Annotated in this window: 17 protein-coding genes; 9 read left to right on the top strand and 8 right to left on the bottom strand. The window is 71.4% G+C overall.

The features are described 5' to 3' along the window. Window positions 1-3 precede the first annotated feature (3 nt). On the top strand, window positions 4-198 hold the full coding sequence (locus AB0B63_RS25540) for a hypothetical protein (protein ID WP_357023029.1): 195 nt from the start codon (window positions 4-6) through the stop codon (window positions 196-198). Between the two features lie 137 nt (window positions 199-335). Here AB0B63_RS25540 and AB0B63_RS25535 read toward each other — a convergent pair whose 3' ends face one another. Then, a complete protein-coding gene (locus AB0B63_RS25535) occupies window positions 336-1892 on the bottom strand; it encodes an AMP-binding protein (RefSeq protein WP_357023026.1) in 1557 nt (518 codons plus the stop codon). A 342-nt stretch (window positions 1893-2234) separates the two neighbouring features. Here AB0B63_RS25535 and AB0B63_RS25530 point away from each other — a divergent pair, with 342 nt between their 5' ends. From AB0B63_RS25530 to solA, 3 genes are read left to right on the top strand one after another with little or no spacing between them, the layout of a single operon-like run. Next, window positions 2235-3128, top strand: a complete 894-nt coding sequence (locus tag AB0B63_RS25530; RefSeq protein WP_357023023.1) for a TauD/TfdA family dioxygenase — start codon at window positions 2235-2237, stop codon at window positions 3126-3128. Continuing rightward, complete coding sequence (gene proC / locus AB0B63_RS25525) at window positions 3125-3952, top strand: pyrroline-5-carboxylate reductase (RefSeq protein ID WP_357023020.1); 828 nt, start codon at window positions 3125-3127, stop codon at window positions 3950-3952. The genes AB0B63_RS25530 and proC overlap by 4 nt, the downstream gene beginning before the upstream one ends. A gap of 1 nt (window position 3953) precedes the next feature. After that, a complete protein-coding gene (solA, locus tag AB0B63_RS25520; protein WP_357023017.1) occupies window positions 3954-5099 on the top strand; it encodes an N-methyl-L-tryptophan oxidase in 1146 nt (381 codons plus the stop codon). 73 nt (window positions 5100-5172) lie between these two features. Here solA and AB0B63_RS25515 read toward each other — a convergent pair whose 3' ends face one another. Both AB0B63_RS25515 and AB0B63_RS25510 read right to left on the bottom strand, forming a co-directional pair. After that, window positions 5173-6348, bottom strand: coding sequence for a pyridoxal phosphate-dependent aminotransferase (locus tag AB0B63_RS25515; RefSeq protein WP_208568855.1), 1176 nt, complete (start codon window positions 6346-6348; stop codon window positions 5173-5175). 72 nt (window positions 6349-6420) lie between these two features. Then, on the bottom strand, window positions 6421-8019 hold the full coding sequence (locus AB0B63_RS25510; protein ID WP_357023013.1) for a thiamine pyrophosphate-dependent enzyme: 1599 nt from the start codon (window positions 8017-8019) through the stop codon (window positions 6421-6423). A 445-nt stretch (window positions 8020-8464) separates the two neighbouring features. Here AB0B63_RS25510 and AB0B63_RS25505 point away from each other — a divergent pair, with 445 nt between their 5' ends. After that, on the top strand, window positions 8465-9289 hold the full coding sequence (locus AB0B63_RS25505) for a PIG-L deacetylase family protein (protein ID WP_357023010.1): 825 nt from the start codon (window positions 8465-8467) through the stop codon (window positions 9287-9289). 105 nt (window positions 9290-9394) lie between these two features. Here the strand turns inward: AB0B63_RS25505 and AB0B63_RS25500 are convergent, their stop codons facing one another. The 4 genes from AB0B63_RS25500 to AB0B63_RS25485 form a co-directional block, all read right to left on the bottom strand. Next, a complete protein-coding gene (locus tag AB0B63_RS25500) occupies window positions 9395-10054 on the bottom strand; it encodes a hypothetical protein (RefSeq protein WP_208568852.1) in 660 nt (219 codons plus the stop codon). 95 nt (window positions 10055-10149) lie between these two features. Further along, window positions 10150-10914 carry a hypothetical protein gene (locus AB0B63_RS25495; RefSeq protein WP_357023006.1) on the bottom strand — a complete coding sequence of 255 codons (765 nt, stop codon included), beginning with the start codon at window positions 10912-10914 and terminating at the stop codon, window positions 10150-10152. Window positions 10915-11063: 149 nt separating this feature from the next. Further along, window positions 11064-12245 (bottom strand): M20/M25/M40 family metallo-hydrolase, encoded by a 1182-nt coding sequence (locus tag AB0B63_RS25490; protein WP_219464207.1) that lies wholly within the window; start codon window positions 12243-12245, stop codon window positions 11064-11066. 60 nt (window positions 12246-12305) lie between these two features. Beyond that, the gene (locus AB0B63_RS25485) at window positions 12306-14090 is read right to left on the bottom strand and encodes an AMP-binding protein (protein ID WP_357023002.1); all 1785 of its coding nucleotides are present in this window, start codon (window positions 14088-14090) and stop codon (window positions 12306-12308) included. A gap of 431 nt (window positions 14091-14521) precedes the next feature. Here AB0B63_RS25485 and AB0B63_RS25480 point away from each other — a divergent pair, with 431 nt between their 5' ends. The 4 genes from AB0B63_RS25480 to AB0B63_RS25465 all read left to right on the top strand — a co-directional run bounded on the left by AB0B63_RS25480 (window position 14522) and on the right by AB0B63_RS25465 (window position 20309). Continuing rightward, window positions 14522-15853, top strand: a complete 1332-nt coding sequence (locus AB0B63_RS25480) for a hypothetical protein (RefSeq protein ID WP_357022999.1) — start codon at window positions 14522-14524, stop codon at window positions 15851-15853. 1 nt (window position 15854) lies between these two features. Continuing rightward, window positions 15855-16907, top strand: coding sequence for an SDR family oxidoreductase (locus AB0B63_RS25475; RefSeq protein ID WP_357022997.1), 1053 nt, complete (start codon window positions 15855-15857; stop codon window positions 16905-16907). A 507-nt stretch (window positions 16908-17414) separates the two neighbouring features. After that, entirely contained in the window at window positions 17415-18428 is a 1014-nt protein-coding gene (locus AB0B63_RS25470; protein ID WP_208568846.1) for a class I SAM-dependent methyltransferase, read from the top strand. Between the two features lie 270 nt (window positions 18429-18698). Next, window positions 18699-20309 (top strand): DHA2 family efflux MFS transporter permease subunit, encoded by a 1611-nt coding sequence (locus AB0B63_RS25465; protein WP_357022993.1) that lies wholly within the window; start codon window positions 18699-18701, stop codon window positions 20307-20309. On the opposite strand, the gene rox is transcribed toward AB0B63_RS25465, so the two are convergent. After that, window positions 20297-21739, bottom strand: a complete 1443-nt coding sequence (gene rox, locus AB0B63_RS25460; RefSeq protein WP_357022990.1) for a rifampin monooxygenase — start codon at window positions 21737-21739, stop codon at window positions 20297-20299. The two genes, AB0B63_RS25465 and rox, sit on opposite strands and share 13 nt — an antisense overlap. Window positions 21740-22005 lie beyond the last annotated feature (266 nt).

The following is a 22005-nucleotide window of genomic DNA, read 5'->3' as shown; positions in this document are numbered from 1 at the left end:
CGCATGCGGCAGGCGATGAAGGAGCTGACCTTCTCCGAGTGGTACGGCTTGGGCCCGCCGGCGCTTGCCGTCCTGGCGGGCATCCGCGCCGTGGTGGCCGACGAGCCCTTCGCCCGCTGGGCATGGACCAGCATCGTCGTCCTCATGCTGATCCTCTGCGCCGGCTACGTCATCTGGACGAGGAAGCAGCGCTCCTGAGACCTGCGCCACGGCCGTTCGTCGACAGCGGCGACGGTGACGCCGGCTGCGCAGCGCACGGCAAGCCGGTCGGACCGGGTCGCGACGGCGCGGTGGCGTCCGAGCCGGTTGATGCCGCATTCGGCGGTTCCCGCGCCTCAGCGGGACCCGTCGGCGGCGACCGAGGCCAACCGCAGGTAGTCCACCTTGCCGTTCTGGTTGAGGGGCATCGCCTCGAGCCACTCGACCCGGGTGGGCGTCATGTACGGCGGCAGCACCCCGCGCAGCTCCGTGGCCACCCGCGCCGGCTCGGTGTCGCCGGTGCAGAACGCCACCAGCGACTCGGCCGGGGCCTGCCCGAGCAGCACGACGGCAGCGTCGATGACGCCGTCCAGCCCGCGCAGCGCCGCCTCGATCTCGCCGAGTTCGACGCGGTAGCCGCGGATCTTGACCTGCCGGTCGAGGCGGCCCAGATGGACCAGGTGGCCGTTCTCGACCCGGACCCGGTCACCGGTGCGGTACCAGTGCGCCGGGGTGAGCGGTCCGGTCCCGTCGTAGACCCGCGCACGGTCGTCGCCCCCGTCGAAGCTGAGGAAGCGCGCGGTGTTCTCCTCGGGATCGAGGTAGCCCGCGAACCGCTGGACGCCCCGCACGCACAGCTCGCCGTCGCGCCCGGCCCGGCCGTCGCGGTCGACCAGGATCCAGTCGTGCTCGGGCAGCACCAGCCCGATGGGCACCGTCGCGTTGCTCGTCGTCGGCCAGTCGGCCGGTGACCGGGGTAGCCGGTACTCGGCACAGCTCACGGTGAGTTCGGTCGGGCCGTACACGTTCTCGATCACGCTGCGCGGCGCCGCCGCGTGCCACACGGCCGCCTGCTCACGGGTGAACGGCTCCCCGATGAAGATGCTCCAGCCGAGGTCGGGCATGGCGTCGGGGGCGAGCAGCCGCAGCCGGCGCGCGTAGGAGACCTGCGACGGCACCGAGAACCAGTGGGTGATCCGTCGCTCGTTGACGAACGTCGCCGGACGCAGGAGTTCCCTGGCGGTGGCGACCACCAGCGTCGCGCCGCTGCTCCAGGCCGCGAACAGGTCGAACACGGACGGGTCGAAGGTCAGGTCGAAGTTCTGCGTGAGCCGGGAGCCGACGCCGATGTCGTAGCGGCGCACCACGTGCTGCACGTAGGCGGCGGCACTGCGGTGGGCGATCGGCACCCCCTTGGGCACTCCGGTGGAGCCGGAGGTGAACAGGAGGTAGGCGACGTCGTCGCCGGTGACCGTCCGTCCGCCGTCGTCGGGTCCGCCGCCGGCCACCGGCCGGTCGTCGTCCGGGTGGACCAGCCGGACGCCCACGTCGGCCAACGCACCGAGGAGGGCCGGATCGACCTCGTCGACGACGACGGCGGCCAGGCCGGCCCGGCGCGCGATGCCGGCGTTGCGCGTCACGGGAGCGCCGGGGTGCAGGGGCACCACGGTCGCGCCGAGCCGGAGCACCGCCAGATAGGCGAGGTACGAGGTCACGGAGCGGGTCGAGAACAGCCCGACGCGGGTGGCGCCAGGGGCCGTGGCGGCGATCCGCGCCGCGAGGAGGCCCGCGCGTCGCCAGAGTGCCGGGTAGCTCAGGAACTGGTCGCCGACTTCCAGCGCGACCGCCTCCGGATGGTCGGCAACCGATCGCCGCACCAACCCGGCGAGGTCGACGGCGGTCCCCACGCCCATGAACCGACACCCCCATATATCGACCTACATCTACCGGTGCGTCAGGGAAGGTACCCCACGATCCACCCGTCGCCGACCCCTCCCGGCTGGGCGGACGGCCATCCGACAGTCGTCCACACTATCGACGTTCTTACATATAGATTTAGGTCACGATCCGGTAACGCTGCCCCGACTTGGGAGATTTCATCCACTTGAGAGGGTTGCCGGGGCATGGAAAATGGTGTCCAGGAAACCGCCTATTCACATTCGGCGTCGAATGCGTGCCAATGTCGGCCTTCGATGCCTGTGTCCTCCCTGTGATCTGTGCCGACGTCTTCCCTGACCGCTGATAAGGAGACATCCGTGGCGATAACCCTCAAGCCACTCCATCCGCTCTTCGTCGCAGAGGTGACCGGCGTCGACCTGACCACGCCCGTACCGGAGGACGTCTTCGCCGAGATCCACGCGGCCTTTGAGCGCTACGCGGTCCTCGTCTTTCCCGACCAACCGGTCACCGACGAGCAGCAGACCAGCTTCAGCAGGCTGTTCGGGCCGCTGGAGACCGCCCCGAACTTCGCCGGCAAGGCGCTGCGGCTGAGCAACGAGTTCACCGACATCTCCAACCTCGACCACGAGGGCAAGCTCCTCGACCCCGAGGACCGCCTCACCCGCTACAACCTGGGCAACCAGATGTGGCACACCGACAGCTCCTTCAAGGCCGTCCGGGCGAAGTGTTCGCTGCTGTCCGCCCGGGAGATCCCCCCCACCGGAGGCGAGACCCAGTACGCGGACATGCGCGCCGCCTACGACGCACTGCCGCCGGAGCGCAAACGCCAGGTCGAGAACCTCGTCGCCGAACACAGCATCGCCCACTCCCGGGCGAAGTCCGGGTTCGACAGCTTCAACTCCGACATCGCCACCGCGCTGCCGCCGGTGCCGCAGCGGGTCGTCGACCACTACCCGGGTTCCGGCCGCAGCAGCCTCTTCCTCGCCTCACACGCCTCACACATCGTCGGCTGGCCGGTCGAACAGGGGCGGGCCCTGCTCGAAGAGCTGATCGAGTTCGCCACCCAGGACCAGTTCGTCTACACCCACCACTGGCGCGTCGGCGACCTCACGGTATGGGACAACCGCTGCACCATGCACCGCGGCCGCCCGTACGACCTGCGGCAACGGCGGGTCCTGCACCGTACGACGGTGTCCGACGTCGTCACCAACTACCAGGTGACGATGGCGCACGCGGAGTCGCGCGGATGACCGCCACCCGGCGGCTGGTCATCGTCGGCGGTGGTCACATGGGGTTGGCGATCATCCGGGGGCTGCTCGGCGGACCGGCCGGTCCGGAAATCGTCGTGGTCGAGCGCAGTGCCGCCCGACGCGAACTCCTCGCCGAACTCGACGGGCTCACGGTCGTCGCCCACCTGGATCTGGCCGACGGCGACTTCGTCGTGCTGGCCGTCCCGCCGCAGGTCTTCGCCGAGTTCGCCGACGCCGAACGCCACCGGTTCACCCCGGGGACGCCGGTGCTGTCGGTGATGGCCGGCCTCACCGCCGAGACGATCGCCACGACGCTGGGCACCACGCAGGTCGTCCGGTCCATCCCCAACACACCGTCCGAGGTGTTCCAGGGGATGTCGGTCTACCACGCCGGCCCGCAGGTGTCGGCGGAGACCACTGCCCAGGCGGAGGCCCTGCTCGGGGTGATCGGCCGGGTACTGCGGGTCGACCGCGAGGAACTGGTCGACGACGCCACCGCGATCTGCGGCGGCGGACCGGCGTTCGTGAGCTACATCGTCGACGCCTTCTGCCAGTTCGCCGCCGCCCGGGGCTTCAGCGAGGCGGCCGGCCGGGAGATGGCGGTGCAGGTGTTCGGCGGGACCGCGACCCTCATCGCGGAGAGCGGGAAACCGCCGATGCAGCTCTGCCACGAGGTGATGACGCCCAACGGCACCACCGAGCGCGGCATCGCCGCGTTCGACGCCGCCGGGCTGAAGGGCTCCATCCTGACCGCGCTCACCGCCGCCGCGCAGCGCTCACGGGAACTGGCCCGCCCCCACGGGCCCGGATGCGCGGTGGGGTGAGGTGTCCCCCACGTACGACGTGGTGGTCGTCGGGCTCGGGATCATGGGTGCGTCGGCGCTCCACCAGCTCAGCCGGCGGGGAGCGCGGGTGTTGGGCGTCGAGGCCCACGGACCGTTGCACGACCTGGGTTCCTCGCACGGCCAGACCCGCATCTTCCGGCGGGCGTACTGGGAGGGCGAGCAGTACGTCCCGCTGCTGGACAGCTCGTACGAGGGGTGGCGGGAACTCGACGCCGCGACCGACGAGACGATCGCGCTGCGCACCGGCGGCCTGTTCGTCGGCTCCCCCGACTCCAAGCTGGTGCAGGGCTCCCGGGACACCGCGCTCCGGTGCGGGATCAACCACGAGTACCTCGACGCGGGCGAGATCACCAGCCGGTTTCCCGCCTTCCACGTCCAGCCCGACGCGGTCGCCGTCCACGAGCCGGACGCGCTGATGCTCTTCGCCGACAACGCCCGGCTCACCTACCTGACGCGGGCGACCGCCGCCGGCGCCCACCTGGTCCACGGACGTGCCGTGCGTACGCTCTCCCCCGGCTCCGGGGGCACCGTAACGGTCGTCGGCGACGGGTGGGAGGTGAGCTGCGGCGCGGTGGTGCTGACGGTCGGCGGCTGGGTGGGTCGCTTCCTGCCCGGTGAGATCGCCCCCGCCGTCACCCCGATGCGCATTCCCGTCTTCGAGTTCGACGTGGCCGAGGCGCGGGAACGCGACCACCTGCCCGGACGTTTCCCGGTCTTCCTCTACGAGGACGCCGGGGGAGCCCTGGTCTACGGGCTCCCCCGCTGGCGGTCGGTCGACGGCGGGCTGAAGATCGGCTTCCACAACCGGCAACTGTCACCGCAGGACGTCGACGGTGACCGGCGTCCACCCAGCGACGCGGAGCAGCATGAGCTGTGGCGGACGATCAGCCCGGTGCTGCCGGCCGTCCAGCCCACGGGCCGGGGTCGCTCCTGCATCTACACGATGTCGACCGACGAGAGTTTCCTCATCGGCCGCTCCCGGGAATTCGACGGCGTCTGCTACGCCAGCGCCTGCTCCGGCCACGGCTTCAAGTTCGCCCCGGGCATCGGGGAGGTCCTGGCGCAGCTCGCGCTCGACGGACGGTCGACGGTGGACATCGCCGCGTTCAGCCCCGACCGGCTCTGACGCCCCGCCGGGTCGAGCCGCGCCGTGCGCGCCCCGACCCGACCACCCGCAGTGGTGGCCCGTGCGGGACCGGTCAGACCGCGGCGATGAGGCGTTCGAGGGCGAGTTGCAGGCGCTTCGGGTCCTGGGCGAAGCAGATCCGGAAGTAGCCGTCGAATCCGTCGCCGAACGCGGAGCCGGGCGCGATGCCGACCCCGGCACGGGCGACGAGCTCCTTGGCGTACGCCAGGGAGTTGTCGACGCCCTCGATCCGGAAGAACGAGTAGAAGGAGGCCGGGACGTCCGGCGCGAGGATGCGCGGGTGGCCCTGGAAGGCGTCCGCCACGGTCTCCCGGCCCCGCGCGCTGCGCTCCACCATCTCGGCCACGAACGGCTCACCCTCGCGGATCGCCGCGACCCCCGCGTGCTGCACGAAGGTGGCCGACCCGGTGCTGTTGATCGCGCTGAGGTTGCCCACCTGGTGGGCCAGGCCGGCGGGGTGCACCAGCCAACCGAGCCGCCAGCCGGTCATCGACCAGGTCTTGGAGAAGCTCTGCACGACGAAGAGCGCGTCGTTGTCGTCGGCGACCTCCAGCATCGACGGCGTCGCGACGGACCCGTCGAAGACCAGCCGGTTGTAGACCTCGTCGGAGATGATCCAGATGCCCTTGCGCCGGGTCAGCTCCAACAGTTCCCGCTGCTGGGCCGAGGTCATCGTCCAGCCGGTCGGGTTGCCGGGTGAGGCCAGGAACACCGCGCGCGTCCGGTCGTCGCAGTTCGCCTCGACCTGGTCGAGATCCAGCGACCAGCCGTCCGGGTCGGCTTCGAGGTTGACGAACCGTACGGTCGCGCCCATCGACTCGACGGCGATGACGATGTTCGGCCACACCGGCGCCACGACGACGACGTTGTCCCCCGGTTCCACCAGGCACTGCAACGAGATCATGATGGAGGTCATCCCCGACGAGGTCGCCGACAACCGCTCCAGCTCGACCTCCACGCCGTTGGTACGCCGGTGGTACTCCTGGATCGCCTGCCGCAGCGGTGCGATGCCCCGGCGGTCCGCGTAGCGGGTCTTGCCCTGGGCCATGGCGAGTTCGGCGGCCTGCCGTACGACCAGCGGGGTGGGGAGATCCGACTCACCGAAGCAGAGACTGACGGCGTCGGGATAGTCCTGGCACAGGCGCGCGACGGCCACGATCTCCTGCGTCCGCATGTGCGCCAGGGCGGCGCGGAACGGGGGGACGTCGTTGCGCGGGGCGGTCGGCATGGGTGGGTCTCCTTGACGGCTGGGGCGCACGTCCGGCGCGGGGAATGGGCGACGCATCGAAGTCTGGCGTTGTCAGCGCACCCGCGGCAATCGGATCCACGGCCACGGATTGGCCATCTCCCCGACCGGAACCTCGATCACCGTCGGCACCCGCTCCCGGGCGAGGCCCTTCTCGATCTCGGCCCGCAACTCCTGCGGGTCGTGGGCGCGGACACCGACCGCGCCGAACGCCTCCGCGAGCTTGACGAAGTCGGGGTTGTGCAGTTCGGTGCCGATCGTCTGGGTCAGGAACTTGCGCTGGGCGCGCTTCACGTTGGCGTAGGACCCGTCGTCGAAGACGACGGCGACGACCCCGATCCCGTGCTGGACCGCCGTCGCCAGCTCCGTCGCGGTGAACAGGAAACCGCCGTCACCCGAGATGGACAGCACCGCGCGGTCCGGGTAGGCGACCTTGACACCGAGCGCCGCCGCGAACCCGAAACCGAGCGCCCCGACGTACGTCGGCAGCACGTAGGTCGACGGGCGCAGCACCGGGAACATCAGCCGGGCGACGTAACCCACCTGGGTCATCTCGTCGACGAAGAACCCGTCCTCGGGCAACGCGGCCCGCATCGCCCGGACGAGGTCGACCTGGGGGGCGAGCTTGTCGAGCTCGGCGTCCACCGCGTGCCGGGCGTCCTCGACCGCGGCCCGCCACTGCGACCGCCGCCCCACCGGCGGCAGCCCGTCGAGCAGCGCGCGGAGCACCTCGGTGGCGTCCCCCACCAGGGACACCGCCGGCGGGGACACCCGGTGGATCTCCTCCTCGTCGAGGTCGACGCGGATGATCCGCAGACCCTCGGTGCCCCACTCGACCTGGGGCCGCAGCAGCCGGGTCCCGACGGCCAGGACGACGTCGGCGTGCGGCCACAACCGGTGTGCGACGGGCAACGACACCGACAGCTCATGGTCGTCACGCAGCACCCCGCGCCCGCCCAGCTCCGTCGTGACGGGTGCCTGGAGCAGCTCGGCGAGCCGGGCGACCTCCGCCGTCGCGCCGCGCGCCCCGCTGCCGACGAAGATGACGGGCGCGCGGGCGGCGGCCAGCTCCGCGCGGGCCGCCTCGACGGCGCGCGGGTCCGGCGGCGCGGGGGGCGGCGACCCCGGCCACGGTGGGGCGGCGGTGACCTCCGCGGCCAGCACGTCGGTCGGGATCTCGATCGCGACGGGCCGGGGGCGGTGGTGGCCCAACCGGTGGAACGCCTCACCGAGCACGTGGGTGATCGCGGCGGGCTCCTCGACCCGGGCCGCCCACCCCGTCAGCGACCGGAGCACGCCCAACTGGTCGGGGATCTCGTGCGGGACACCCAGGTTCCGCCCGAGCACCGGGGTGGGGATCTGGGTGGCGACGCACAGCACCCGGGCGTCGCCCGCGTAGGCGGTGGCCAGCCCGGTCAACGAGTTGAGCACGCCCGGCCCGGAGATGACGAGGTACACGCCGACCCGGCGGCTGGCCCGGGCGTACCCGTAGGCCATCAGCGCGGCGGCCTGCTCGTGCCGGGTGTGCACCACCCGGATCGTCGTGTCGGCGAGCGCCGCGAAGATGGCGTCGTGCTGCTCACCCGGCACGGTGAAGACGACCTCCACCCCTTCCTCGACGAGTTTCGCGACGAGGTGCTCTCCGACGTTCATGCGGCCTCACCAATCGCTCTCGGCACCGACGGATCTCGGACTTCCCGGCCGGTTGCCGGCGGCGACGGTGTCCACCGCCCGGCCGCGACACCCGGCCGCACCGGCCCGGCCGCCGCCCGGCGCACACCTGTGGACCCGGCACGCCGACGCGTCCCGCACCACGGACTGCCACAATTCGCCGGAATGGACGTGATCGGTACGAAGGGTGGCGACAGTTCCAGCGGGTCGGCCTTCCAGGAGGATTCGTCGCGCAGAAGTGGCACTCAGGGTGGTGTTCGGTGAGGCGAAGTCGGTGCCGTGGTGCGTCATGTCCGATGCTGCGCTGCGCATTGCGGTGTCGTCCGACAGATCAGAGAACACCGCCGTCAAATGCTAAACGTCAATAACCTGGGCCGCAACCAGCACGGCGTCGATCAATGTCGCCCGTAGCGTGTATGTTGCCGCCATGACGCCCGCCTCCCCGGCTGATTCCGGTCGACTCCTGCCGCTGCCCCGCAGCTTCCACCGGGTGCTGGTGATCGCCGCCCACCCGGACGACGCCGAATTCGCCTTCGGCGCCACCGTCGCCCGCCTCACCGGCGAGGGCGCGCAGGTGACCTATCTGGTCGTCACCGACGGCGCGCAGGGTGGCGAGGATCCGACCGTGCCGGCCCCCGAGCTGACCGCCACCCGGTACGCCGAGCAGCGCGACGCGGCCCGGATGCTCGGGGTCACCGACGTGGTCTTCCTGGGGCTGCCCGACGGCCTGCTCGCGGACACCCCCGCGCTCAGACTCGCCCTGACCCGCCAGATCCGGCGACACCGGCCGGAACTCGTCCTCACCCACCAACCGCTGCGGTCGCTGCAGTTCCCGATCGGTGCGTCCCACCCCGACCACCTCGCCGTCGGGCAGGCCGCGCTGAACGCCGTCTACCCCGACGCCCGCAACCCCCGGGCCTTCCCCGAGCTGCTGGCCGAGGATCTGCCCGCGCACCGGGTGGCCGAGGTCTGGGTGCCCGGGCACGAGCACACCGACCTGCTCGTCGACGTCGGGGAGACCGCCGAGCTGAAGGTGTCGGCCATCCTCGCCCACCGCAGCCAGTTCCGCAGCTCACCGGATCCCCGCGCCGACGTCCAGTGGGTGGTGGACCGGATGCGCGGCAACGGCACGGCCATCGGCTGCGAGTACGCCGAGGCGTACAAACGCATCGTCACGGACGCGGCCGGTGCGGCCGGTCCGACCCCGACGGCCCGACGGCCCACCACCGAGGTCCCGACCCGCACGCCGTGAACCGACCTCCCGGCCGCGCCGCCCGACGAACCCGCCCGGGGCCGGTGGGTGGACGGTGGGGACCCACCGTCCACCCGATGCCGCCCCGGCGGCGGGCCCGGACGGTCAGGCCGGGTTGCTCAGCTCGTACAGCCGGGCGGCGAGGTCGAACTGGGCCTGGGTGTCGATGTCGATCGTCAGGTTCGTCGCCTGGTGCCAGATCGGGCGGGCGCCGACCAACCCGATGGTCGTCGCCACGTGCCGGGTCATGATCGAGCAGGAGAACCCGAGCTGGTAATAGGTCGGCAGCTCCTGCGAGGGGCGGTGCCAGGGGCCGAACCCGAACCCCATCGGGTTGAAGTTCGGGTCGAGGAGGTACTCCTTCATCGGGTACACCACCACGATCGAGTCCGCAGCGGCGGTGTCGCGGGCCCGCCAGGTACGCACCACCTCCCCGTGCTCGTCGAAGAACGGGTCGGTGGCGTGGCACCACATCACGTCGTCGTCGCCGGGCACCTGCTTGCAGACCTCGTTGACCACGGACTGGAACGGGTACGAGTTCTCCGTGAGGTGCCGGGGCCGGGGCAGATAGGTGGCGCCGTACCGGTCGGCCAACTCCCGGGTCGACGCGTCCTCGGAGGACAGGCAGACGTCGCCCGGATCGTCGGCCAGCCGGGCGAGTTTCTCGACGAGAATGTCGAGCAACGACTTCCCCCCGGCGAACGGACGGTAGTTCTTGTCGGGCACCCTCGTCGATGAACGCTTGGCGGGGATGACGAACTTCATGACGGTCTCCTGTCTCCAGCCGGATGGGTCGTCGCCGGCCGACGGGTCACGGGGACTCGGCGGGCCGGCGACGCGGCCGACCCCCACCCGGTCACCTAGACGGCCAGGTGGCCGACGGTCTCGACGAGTTCACCGAACCGGGCGAGTTCCGCCGCGTCGAGCGTGGAGAAGTACGGGACCATGATCGCCGCGGTCAACCGTTCGGCTTCCAGCCGCTGCTCGCGTACCTCGGCCGGGTCCCGGAACGGCCCCCGGTAGCCCATCCGCTCGGCGTAGGCGGGCCCGGTGCGGGGCGGCGGATGGGGGGCGGCGAGGATCGCGTCGAGCGGCGTGAGGCCACAGGCCAGGATCGCGGCGATGTGGGCGGCGCCGCGCAGTTCGCGGATCAGGTGGATCGTCAACGCGGCCCGGCCGGGCAACGCCACCGGGGGCGGGAGTCCCCGCCAGCCGGTGAAGAGGGCACCCACCGCGGCAGGTGCCGCATCGACGACGCGGCGGCCCAGGGTGTCGATGACGCCGAGCGTGTCGGGGTCGACGTCCGCGAAGACCCGCTCGCCCCAGCCGGTGATCCGGTCCCGGTAGTGCAGCGCCACGTCGTGGTGGGTCAGGCCCGCCGGCACCGCGAGCCACGCCCGGCGTACCTCCTCGACCGGCTCGAACGCGATCGCCGCCGCCGCCACCTCGACCGGGCAACTGCCGAGCACGCCGGCCCGACCGACGATCCAGAACTGAACCCCGGTCGCGAATCCCAGCTCCACCCCGTGCGCGTTGGTGGACTTCGCCATGATCCAGCTGCGACTCAACTGCTGCACCGGCTCACACACCCGGTCGATGGTCTCCGCAGCCGTGGCTGTCGCCATCTGTCCTCCCTCCCTGGCCACCCGCCTGGCAGGGCCGGGGATGGCGTACCGCGTCGGCTCTGCCGCGTGGCCGGACGACCGCCGACGCGCCCGGAATGCGGCAGCGCGGGTCGCGACGCCGGGCAGGCCCGCCGATCCCGCCGGCCCGGTCAGCCGGGCGAGAGCCACGACGTCAGGACGTCGGCGAGCCGTCGCAGGTCCGGGATGTCGATCCGCTCGGTGGCCTGATGAGCGTCCTCGATGGATCCAGGGCCGAAGACTACCAATTCCTCGGCCAGACCGGAGTACCGCAACGCGTTGGCACCGAAGGGTGCGACCGTGGGTCGGGTGCCGCAGGTCCGCGCCAGGAACTGCACGAGTCCGCTGTCGGGCCGCTGGTAGAACGCGGGCGAGGCGGGCCTGCCGTCGGGCGTACGCGGCAGCAGCGACACCACGTCGCAGGGCACGGGGCAGGCGGCCCGGGCGATGGCGGTCAGCTCGGCCAGCACCTCGACCGGGTCCTCGCCGGGGACGATGCGCCGACCCACGGTGATCGAGCAGCGGTCGGGGATCACGTTGCTGCCGGAGCCGCCCGTGATCTGGGTGACCGACAGCGTGCCGCCGCCCAGCTCGGTGCGCCCCGGGGTCGCGCTCAGCCGCTCGTGGGCGGCGGCGAAGGCGGCGAGCACCGGCACCATCGCGTCGATGGCGTTCACCCCGAGGTCGGGTCGCGCCGAGTGCGCCGCCACCCCGTGCGTCGTCACCTCGATCAGGACGAGCCCCTTCAGCCCGTGCACGGGCCGGAACTCGGTCGGCTCGGCCACCAGGAGCTGGTCGATCCGCAGGCCCTGCTGTCTCGCCCAGGGGGCGAACCGGGTCGCCCCGAGCAGGCCGCCGGCCTCCTCGCCGATCGAGCCGACCAGCAGCAGGGTGGGGTCGGGGCGGCGGCCGTCGCGGTGCATCGCGGCGAGCAGCGCGAGGACCACCCCCATGGTCGCCTTGGTGTCCAGGGCGCCCCGGCCCCAGACGGCGTCGTGCTCGATGCGTCCGTCGAAGGGCGGGTCGGTCATGTGCTCGACGGCGACGGTGTCGGTGTGCACGTCCAGCACCACGAGCCGGTCGGACCGGCCCGGAAAGCGGCCGTAGACGTTGGGTCGGTCCGGCCGGACCTCGTCCAGCACGACCTCGGCGGCACCGCAGCGGTCGAAGCGGTCCGCGAGGTGCCGGGCGATCGCCCCCTCACCGACCGGACCGTGCTCCTCGGCTCTCGGCCCGGTGTGCAGCGGGTTGACGCTGGGGATGCGGACGAGCTCGGCGACCGCCTCCGCCAGCACCCGGCCGTCGAGATCCATTGCAGGATTATCGATGCGTGACCCCGGGATGACAATCTCCGCCATCGATGCCTGGCGCGGTCACCCGCCCGGCACCGGATCGGCGTCCGCGCTGTCGAGCAGCTGCCGCAGGCTGCCGTCGACGAAGAACTCCCCCAGGTCGACCGGGACACCGAGGGCGTTCATCCGGGTCACGATCTCCACCGCCAGCTGGGAGGTGCCGCCCGACTCCAGGAACGGCACGTCGGGGTCGACGGTGTCGAGGTCCAGGACCGACTTCCAGGTCTCGACGATCCGGGCGCGGACGTCGTCGCCGTCCGCCCGTTGGCGGGTGACCGTGCCGCCGCCCTCCAGCGCGGACCGGACGGTACGCCGGTCGGCCTTGCCCGGCCCGAGCGTCGCGATCGCGGGCACGAGCTCGATCCGGTGCGGCACGCAGTGCACCGGGGCGTGCCGGCGCACGTGGTCCACGAGGTCGACCGCGCTCGCCGTCGCCCCCGGCCGCAGGACGACGTGCGCGCCGGCGACCGCGCCCAGGGCCGGGTCGGGCAGGCCGACGACGCACGCGTCGAGGACGTCCGGATGGGCGACGAGGATCTGCTCGACCTGCAACGGGAAGACGTTCTCGCCGCCGCAGACGAACATGTCGTCGATGCGGCCGACGAAGAAGTACCAGCCGTCGACCACCCGGAAGATGTCCTTGGTCCGCAGCCAGCCGTCGAGGTAACGCTCGCGCGTCGTCACCGGGTCGAGGATGGTGCCCTCGGAGATGAGGTCGCTGCGCAGCCACAGCTCCCCCTCGGCGCTGTCGCGGCCGGCGTCGTCCAGGACCCGGGCGGTGACCCCGACCCAGGGCCGCCCGCAGCTCTCCAACGGCTGCTGCTCCCCCGGCGGTTGCCCGAGGCACGGCGCGCACTCGGTGAGCGCGTAGACGTTGAGGATCTCGGTGCTGCCGAAGGCCGACCGCAGGCGCTGGAGCAGCTCGGGGGTGGACGGGCCGCTGGCCACCCGGACCGAGCGCAGGTGGCGCAGGTCGAGGTCGCGTAGCAGGGCCACCTCCCGCAGCAGCACGGCCGCCTGCGAGGGGGTGAACAACACGGTCGAGCAGCGGTGGCGGGCCAGCTGACGCAGCACGTGCGCCGGGTGGAAGGCACCGGCGAGCACCCCCGTCCAGCCCCGCAGCAGACCGAGCATGACGCCCGCGTTCATGCCTCCCGTGTGGTAGAGCGACGTGGCCACCAGGTAGCGCGTCGGCGTGCCGGGCTCCCCCGGCGACGAGGCGGTGTAGGCGCCGCTGCGGTAGCGGGACAGCAGGTGGAAGTGCTCGTGGGTCTTGATGATCATCTTTGGTCGTCCGGTGCTGCCCGACGTCGAGAAGGCGACCGCCGGATGCCGGGGCGGCACCTGCTCCGGCAGCGCCACCGGTTCGGCACGCAGGAGTTCCGCGAACGGTCGCCCCCAACGCCCGCTGACCGTGAACCGGTGCGGCACGGCGGAGTCGGCGACCGCGTCGTCCACCCCCGATCCGACGCCCTCGACGATCGCCGCCACGCACCCCACGTCCGCGAGGTACGCCTCAGCCGTCGGCCTCGGCAGCGCCGGGTCGCACAACACGGCGGTCAGGCCGGCCCGGATGGTGCCGTAGACCGCCTGGAGCAGCCCCGGTCCCGGCCGGGTCGAGATCAGCACCCGGTCGGCCGGGGCGAGTCCGAGCGCGGACAGCCCGGCCGCGACCCGGTGCACGGCCTCGTCGAACTCGGCGTAGGTCACCCGGGTCTCGGTGCCGTCGGACTCGGCGATGAAGGCGATCCGATCCGGAGTCGCCACCACGTGCTCACGAAACAGCAGTGCCCCGTTTGTCTGCATCGGACCTCCACAACCATGGACGTCAATGTTCGGACAGAAAGTTACACGACCATTCGGCGGCGGTGGGCCGGCCACCCGGCGCGGCGGGCGCCCCAGCACCGTCCATGTCGGATTCCAGATACTTGTGATCTTGGATGGAGCGTGAAACCTTCTGTGCCATTACCTGGGACGCGACCTGTCGCAGCCGGTCCGTCCCGGGCGGATCGACCCGGCCGTGCCGAGGCGCGACGCAGCACCGAATTGTGGAAACGACCAGGCTCCTGCGACGCCTCGACACCGACGGGACGCCGGACCCGGCGGGCGACCAGCCGAACCCGGGTGCAGCCAGCTCCGTACCGCCCGTCCCCATCCGAAACCCTTCACAGAGAGAGTCCCGACACGTGGATACCGCCCCGTGGGTTGACTTCATGGAACGATGGAACGAGGGACGCGTGAGCGCGGCGGAGCTCACCGACTGGCAGACGACGGCGCTGCGGACGGTGCTCGGCCACGTTCACGACAGATCGCCCTTCTACCGACGGCACCTGGCGGGCGCGAACCTCGACATCGAGGAGCTCGCGGACCTGGCGCACCTGCCCTACACGACCAAGGACGACCTGCGCGAAGCCATGCACGACATGCTCAGCGGGCCGGTCGGCGACGCGCAGTTCTACTTCGAGACCACGGGGACGACCGGCCGACCCACCCCGTGCCCCCGGGCGGCGATCGACTTCGACCTCAACGTGCTGCCGCTGGCGCACGCGCTCGACCGCATCGTGCGCAAGCACTTCCCGGACGGCGGCGAGCGCCCCATCCTGGCCGTGGTGGCCCCCAACGACGTCCACGCGGCCTGCCTGAGCCTGTCCTTCGCCGCGAAGCAGATCGGCATCGCCAAGCTGGACCTGTTTCCGATCACCCCGACCCTCGGGTTCGCCCGGTTCTTCGAGGTGCTCGTCGAGCTGCGGGTCAACATGATCCTCTGCTCGCCGGGGCTGCTGATGGCGCTGGCCGAGATGAGTTCCTCCTACGGTGTGGAGGTGCCGGACGACCTGGCGGTCAAGGTGCTGCTCACCACCGGCGAGATGTGCTCGGACGGCATGGGCCGGTTGCTCGCCCAGACGTGGAACGCCGAGACCTACAACTTCATGTACGGCTCCCAGGAGGCGGGGTGTCCGGCGGTGACCCGCCCGGACGGCACGGTGGTGGCGATCGAGCCCACCTACCTGCTGGAGGTGCTGGACCTGGAGACCGAGCAGACGCTGGGGCTGGAGGGCTACGGCGAACTCTGCCTCACCACCCTGGTGCCCGGCCTCAAGCCCCTCATCCGCTACCGGACCGGCGACCTGGTCTCGATCGTGCCGGACGACTCCGGCCGGCGGACCGTCAAGGTGCTCGGCCGGGTCAAGGACATGACCGAACTCGGTGGCCGCAGGCGTAGCGCCGCCGAGATCGACGACACCATCCTGGCCGATCCGGAGCTCAAGTACGGGTACGAGCTGGAGGTCGACTCGGTCGACGGCCAGGACCGGGTGCAGGTCCGGATCAAGGCCAAGGAGGGCGCCGACCACGACCACCTCAAGACGCTCGTCGCGGACCGGGTCACCGCCGCGTTCGGCGTCCCCACCGAGGTCACCATCCATCCGTTGCTGGATCTGAAGAGCGCCACCGGTGGCTGGGTGAGCTGGAAGACCGCCCGGATCAAGGACCGTCGGGTGCCGCAGTCCGACGACATCGAGTCCCGCTCCGCAGCCGATCTGGCGCGGGCCGTCGAGCGGGCGATCTGAGATGACCGACCATGTGCTGACCGGTGCGACCGGGTTCGTCGGCAGCCACCTGCTGACCGACCTTCTCCTGGACGACACCGCCCTTAACGTGTCCGCGCTGGCCCGGGGGAACTCGCGGCAACCGGCGAGCGACCGGGTCCACGCGGCGTTGGACGAGGCGGGGGGTGACCTGCCACCGGCCCGCCGCCGGATGGTCGTGGTGGAGTCGGAACTGACCGAACCGCGCTGCGGGGTCGCCCCCGACGCCGTCCGGCGCGGTGCCGGGCCGCTGGTCTTCTGGCACCTCGCGGCGTCGTTGCAGTGGCGGCGGGGACAGCGCGAACAGGTGTTCCGCACCAACGTCGAGGGCACCCGGCACGCGTTGGAGCTGGCGACGGAGCTCGGTGCCGACCTGTTCGTCTACGTGTCGACGGCGTTCACCTGCGGCACGCTGCACGGCGAGGTGCCCGAGGCGCTGCACCGGCCGCCCCGGTTCAGCAACGTCTACGAGGAGAGCAAGTGCGCGGCCGAGCACCTGGTGGCCGGCTTCGACGGGCCACGGCGGCTGGTCCTGCGTCCCTCGATCATCACCGGCACCTCGCACGACTACCGGCCCAGCGGCAGCTACACGGGCCTCTACGGCTTCCTCAGTGAACTGCGCAAGTTCCGGGAGATGCTCGGCGACTCCGACGAGTCGGTCCGCTTCACCGCCGACCGCAGCACCCGGCTGTCCTTCATTCCGGTGGATCACGTCGTGGCGGACCTGCGGGCGATCGTGGCGGCCGAGATGGCGTCGCCGCGGCAGGACATCTACCACGTCAGCGGGCGTTCCGAGGCCGCGACCGGCGACATCCTCGACTACATGCTGAAACTGCTCGGGCTGGAGGACCGCCTGTTCGTCATCAACGAGAGCTTCGACGACCCCTCCACCCTGGAGCGCTTCTTCGCCAAGCGGATCGACTTCTTCTCCGAGTACCTGCGCAGAGAAAAGCGGTTCGTCCGTACCGCCGCGCCGGAGCGCGCCGTTCCGCTCGCGGAACTCGTGAGGTTCATCGATGCCGAGAATGCGCTCTGACCGAACGGGTACCGCCACTCGCGGCGGGCCCGGTCCGGACGGTGTGCCGTCGCCCCGGGGGGCGGGTGCCGGTTCCCCGGCCACGGTGGACCCGGTCGGGAATCCGTCGGTCGCCGTCCGTACGGACGGCGACCCCACACCTGCCCGCCCGACATCACGTCATTGGGGGCAATAATTGCAGACATTCATCTGCTTGTGATCATGAATGTCTATGTGACACCGTTCGTTGCCGTGACCGGGGGGTACGGCTCGTCGCAAATACCATTGCCCACCGGTCGAGTCACCATCGGTCCACGGGCGCGATCCGCTGAACCACAGACCGCGCACCTCGGCCCGGCAGTCGCACCAGGATCGCCACACACATCGGGGAAATGGCCATGACCAATGCCGGGTGTCTGTTCATCGTCAGTGCTGGCCCCACGGGACGGATGACCGTCCGAGGATCCCTCGGCGTGACCGCGTCCACCGACGGAGTCCCGCAGGGCGGCGCACGCCCCGGTGGGTCCGATGGCTGAGGCACCGCCCACCGGCACCGACGTCCCCCCGGTGGGCGGCACCGACGGTGACACCTACGAGGCCGAGTTCGGGTGCGGGCACCACTTCCGCCTGTTCGACCGGCCGGGGACCTTCCACGTCAGCCGCGCCGGTATCGCCCTCGGCGACTACCTGGTCCGCAGCCTGCGCGGACGGGACATCACCGGCCGCATCCTGGAGATCGGCACCGGAAGTGGCGCGATCGCGCTGCTGCTGCGCCACCTGGGCGCCACCTCGGTAACCGCCACCGACATCTCCGCCTCGGCCGTCGCCACCGCCCGACAGAACGAACTCGCCAATTTCGGTGTCCCGACCATCGACTTCTGGCACAGCGACCTCTTTCCGCCCGCCGTGGACGGGGAGCCGGCCCTGTTCGACCTCATCGTGTTCAACCCGCCCGGCTGGCGTACCCCGTCGGACAATCTCATCGCGGAACTCGACGAGAAGCACCATTCGCTCGGCCTGGAGGCGATGTTCTACGGCGACAGCGTCCTGCTGCGCTTTCTGCAACAACTGCCGAACCACCTGACCGCGAACGGACGCGCCATCATCGGGCTGAACTCGCTGATCGGCATCGCCGACATCTTCACCCGTTCCCGGTCGACGCATCCGCCCCAGGACGGCAGCGTCATCCGGTCCCGGCTGCTCGAACGCATCGAGATCCCGCTGCTGTTCTACACCGACGAGTGGTTGCAGGTGAAGAACTCGCTGCTGGCCCAGTTCGAGAAAGGGCGGCAGGAGTACGCCGCCAGCTACGTGACGAAGGGCGACACCATCCACTGGTTCTACGAGATCACCGAGGTCACCGTGCAGGGGCAGCCGACAGCCCCGGTCCTGCCGGGGCGGGAGAACACCCGGCAGCCCGCCGGCCGGGCAGTCCGCGACCTGCCCGGTGGCAACGCGTGCCTGCTCCCGTACGCGGGTGGTCCGGCGCAGTTGGCCCCGGTCGCGCGGCACTCGGGTGAGCCCGAGCCACTGGTCAGCTAGCCATGACCGACCGCACCGGCCCGCACCGACACACGGCGTCGTGGTCGTGGTCGCGGGGCCACCGGCTGTGGGAGCCTGCGGTGGCGGACGTGCCGTGCGGCGGGGGCGACCGGCCGGGCCGGCCCCCAACGTGCTGCGGAAACGGCCGGCCCGGGCGGCTCCGGCCGACCGTCGGTCGGCGGCACCCGGCGGCCCGCCGGTTGCCGTCATCGGGCCCGGCCGCGGCAGCCGACCTCCCGGCAGCGATGACAGTCACCACTGGAGGCCCACATGGACCACGATCAGGTAGCCGGACGGCAGGCGCGGCCGGACGTCGCCGGCGGGGCACCGGTCGGCCGGCAACCCGACCGGGCAGCCGACCCCGGGCCGACCACCGGGCCGACGCCCACGCCGGACGACACGTCGGGGCTGCCCCCCGGCTACCGCCCCTGGCCGGCGCTGTGGGCGATGCTGGCGGGCATCTTCATGATCCTGCTGGACTCCACCATCGTCTCGGTGGCCGCCGACGCCATCTGGGTGGACCTCGAGACCGACCTCAACGCGGTCGTCTGGGTCACCAGCGGCTACCTGCTGGCCTACGTGGTGCCGCTGCTGCTGGCCGGCCAACTCGGTGACATGTTCGGCCCCAAGCGCCCGTACCTGCTCGGTCTGCTGCTGTTCACCGCCGCCTCGGTGTGGTGCGGGCTGTCACCCACCGCGGAGGTGCTGATCGCCGCGCGGGTGGTCCAGGGCCTCGGCGCGGCGCTGATGGCGCCGCAGACGATGGCCGTGATCACCCGCACCTTCCCCCGGCAGCAGCGCGGCACCGCCATGGCGGTGTGGGGTTCGGTGGCGGGGGTGGCGATCCTGGTCGGGCCGTTGGCGGGTGGCCTCCTCGTCGACGGGCTCGGCTGGCAGTGGGTGTTCTTCATCAACCTTCCGCTGGGCGTGGCCGCCTTCGTCGCCGCGACGGTGCTGGTGCCGACGCTGCCGACCCACCGGCAGCGGGTCGACTACCCGGGCATCGCGCTGAGCGGGGTCGGGCTGTTCCTGGTGGCGTTCGGGCTCCAGCAGGGGCAACGGTACGACTGGGGGCTCGTTCGTGAGGTGGGTCCGGTGCCGATCACGGTGTGGAGCCTGATCGGCACCGGCGTCGCCACCCTGCTGCTGTTCGTGTGGTGGCAGACCCGGGCGGCCCACCCGCTGATGACGCTGGCGCTGTTCCGGGACCGCAACTTCGCCCTGTCCAACGTGGCCGTCGCCTGCATGGGTTTCTCGATCACCGGCATGGCCGTCCCGCTGATGCTGTTCGCGCAGAAGTCGATGGGCCTGAGCCCCACCGGGTCGGCGGCGCTCCTGATCCCCCTGGCCGTCCTCGCCGGGGCGCTGGCGCTGCCGGCGGGCAAGCTGGCCGACCGGGTGCACCCCCGCTACCTGACCGGGTTCGGTTTCGCCACCAACGCCGGCGCCCTCTTCTGGCTGGGTCTGGTGACCGGGGACGACACCCGGGTGGGCACCGTCCTGGCACCGCTCGCCCTGGTCGGTGTCGGCAACGCGTTCATCTGGGGGCCGTTGACGGCGACGGCGAACCGCAACATTCCGCTGCGGCTGGCCGGCGCCGGTTCCGGTGTCTACAACACCACCCGTCAGGTCGGTGCCGTGTTGGGCAGCGCCGCCGTCGGCGTACTCATGCAGCACCAGGTCGAGAGCAGGTTCGGGCAGTCCGGCGGCACGGTGTCGGCGGGGGCCGCCGCCCAGTCCACCGGGCCGCTGCCCGAGGTGCTGCGCGGGTCATTCGCCGAGGCGATGGGCACGAGCATCTTCCTGCCGGCCGCCGCGTTGGTGCTCGGCTTCGTGGTGGTGCAGTTCTTCACCCACACCGAGCCGACTCACGATGTGTGAGCGGTGGCGGACCCGAACCACCGGGCCAGTTCGGCACGCAGTTCCTGCTGGTCGTCGCCGACCCACGCCACGTGTCCGTCCGGGCGCAGCAGCAGCGCGGGCACATCCAGTTCCTCGCTGACGTCGACGACCCGGTCGACCCGGTCCGCCCAGCCCGCCACCGAGAGCCCGCCGGTCTGATCCAGCAGCAGCCCCCGCCCCTGGTGCATCAGCCCGTAGAGGCGTCCCCGCTTCAGGCCCACGTCGCGCAGCCGCCGGCCGAGCAGGTCGTGGCCCGCACCGAGGTCGTACCGGACCGAGATCGCGGTGATCTTCTCGATCAGGTACCGGTTGACCTCCTCGAAGTCCATCAGCTCCGCCACCAGCTTCCGCACCGCCTGCGGGCCCGCCTCCAGCGCCATCAGCTCGGTCTGCGCGCGGGTGTTGTCCAGCACGTCCGCCGCCACCGGCCGGCGCTCGGCCTGGTACGTGTCCAGCAGCGCGTCCGGTGCCCAGCCGGCGACCTGTGCGGCCAGCTTCCAGCCCAGGTTGAACGCGTCCTGGATACCGAGGTTGAGCCCCTGTCCGCCCAGCGGCGGGTGCACGTGCGCCGCGTCGCCGGCCAGCAGCACCCGGTCGACCCGGTACCGGTCGGCCAGCCGGGTGGCGTCGCCGAAGCGGGACAGCCAGCGGGGCGAGTGCACCCCGAAGTCGGTGCCGGCGGTCGCCTGCAACTGCTGCCGGAAGTCCTCGATGGTCGGGGGGACCGCCCGGTCCTCGCTCACCCCCGCGGCGGGTACGACGACGCGGTACAGCCCCTCGCCGTCCCCGACCGGGCCGACCCCGAACCGCAGCTGCGTCCTGCGTACCCGGGTCATCACCGCGACGACCTCGTCGTGCGGCGCGGTCAGCTCCATCACGCCCAGCAGCGTCTCGTTCCGGGTGGGCTCACCGGGAAAGCCGACACCCAGCAGCTTGCGAACGGTGCTGCGACCGCCGTCGCAGCCGACGAGATAGCGGGTACGCAGGCGGGTGCCGTCGGCCAGCTCGGCGGTCACCGCGTCGGCGTCCTGGCTCAGCCCGACCAGTTCGGTGCCCCGCCGGATCTCGACGCCGACCCCGGTGGCGTGCTCGGTCAGCAGCCGCTCGGTGACCGGCTGCGGGATGCCGAGGATGTAGCCGTGCGCGGTGTCCATCCGCGACGGCCACTCCTTGGCGATGCCGGCGAAGTAGCCGCCGAACTGGAACTGTTTGCCGTGGGCGAGGAACCGCTCCAGCAGGCCCCGCTGGTCGAGGACCTCGATGCTGCGTACGTGCATGCCGAGCGAGCGCACCACGCTTGTCGGTTCGGCGTCGCGCTCCAGCACCACCACCCATACGTCGTGCAGCCGCAGCTCCGTGGCCAGCATCAGGCCGGTCGGTCCGCCGCCCACGACGATGACGTCGATCATGGAATCCCCGTTCGGTTGTTCGCGCCGCCCGCTGCGTCGATACCGACACATGCTTCGCGAATCACAGATTTCGCCAGGTTCTGGCGTCGAGTGGAGATTCTGCACCAGCACCGGGGTCTTGCCACAAGCCCCGGGGTGCGATATACGTTAGAAGTGGCAGGGAGGCGTGTACTCCCTGCCTTTGCTTTTGCCCGCTCCCGGCCTTCGCCGACCCCCCGGCCTTCGCCGACCCCCCGGCCTTCGCCGACCCCCCGGCCTTCGCCGAC

It is taken from the genome of Micromonospora sp. NPDC049081, from assembly GCF_040648835.1.
In the GTDB taxonomy this organism is placed as follows: domain Bacteria; phylum Actinomycetota; class Actinomycetes; order Mycobacteriales; family Micromonosporaceae; genus Micromonospora; species Micromonospora antibiotica.
Note: the sequence above shows the minus strand (reverse complement) of the source record. Positions and strands in the feature narration are given on the sequence as shown.

Bases quoted from the DNA above. Each gene is read 5' to 3' on its own strand.
- AB0B63_RS25540 (WP_357023029.1), top strand. From the start codon at position 4: ATGCGGCAGGCGATGAAGGAGCTGACCTTCTCCGAGTGGTACGGCTTG.
- AB0B63_RS25535 (WP_357023026.1), bottom strand. From the start codon at position 1,892: ATGGGCGTGGGGACCGCCGTCGACCTCGCCGGGTTGGTGCGGCGATCG.
- proC (WP_357023020.1), top strand. From the start codon at position 3,125: ATGACCGCCACCCGGCGGCTGGTCATCGTCGGCGGTGGTCACATGGGG.
- AB0B63_RS25515 (WP_208568855.1), bottom strand. From the start codon at position 6,348: ATGCCGACCGCCCCGCGCAACGACGTCCCCCCGTTCCGCGCCGCCCTG.
- AB0B63_RS25510 (WP_357023013.1), bottom strand. From the start codon at position 8,019: ATGAACGTCGGAGAGCACCTCGTCGCGAAACTCGTCGAGGAAGGGGTG.
- AB0B63_RS25505 (WP_357023010.1), top strand. From the start codon at position 8,465: ATGACGCCCGCCTCCCCGGCTGATTCCGGTCGACTCCTGCCGCTGCCC.
- AB0B63_RS25500 (WP_208568852.1), bottom strand. From the start codon at position 10,054: ATGAAGTTCGTCATCCCCGCCAAGCGTTCATCGACGAGGGTGCCCGAC.
- AB0B63_RS25495 (WP_357023006.1), bottom strand. From the start codon at position 10,914: ATGGCGACAGCCACGGCTGCGGAGACCATCGACCGGGTGTGTGAGCCG.
- AB0B63_RS25490 (WP_219464207.1), bottom strand. From the start codon at position 12,245: ATGGATCTCGACGGCCGGGTGCTGGCGGAGGCGGTCGCCGAGCTCGTC.
- AB0B63_RS25485 (WP_357023002.1), bottom strand. From the start codon at position 14,090: ATGCAGACAAACGGGGCACTGCTGTTTCGTGAGCACGTGGTGGCGACT.
- AB0B63_RS25475 (WP_357022997.1), top strand. From the start codon at position 15,855: ATGACCGACCATGTGCTGACCGGTGCGACCGGGTTCGTCGGCAGCCAC.
- AB0B63_RS25470 (WP_208568846.1), top strand. From the start codon at position 17,415: ATGGCTGAGGCACCGCCCACCGGCACCGACGTCCCCCCGGTGGGCGGC.
- AB0B63_RS25465 (WP_357022993.1), top strand. From the start codon at position 18,699: ATGGACCACGATCAGGTAGCCGGACGGCAGGCGCGGCCGGACGTCGCC.
- rox (WP_357022990.1), bottom strand. From the start codon at position 21,739: ATGATCGACGTCATCGTCGTGGGCGGCGGACCGACCGGCCTGATGCTG.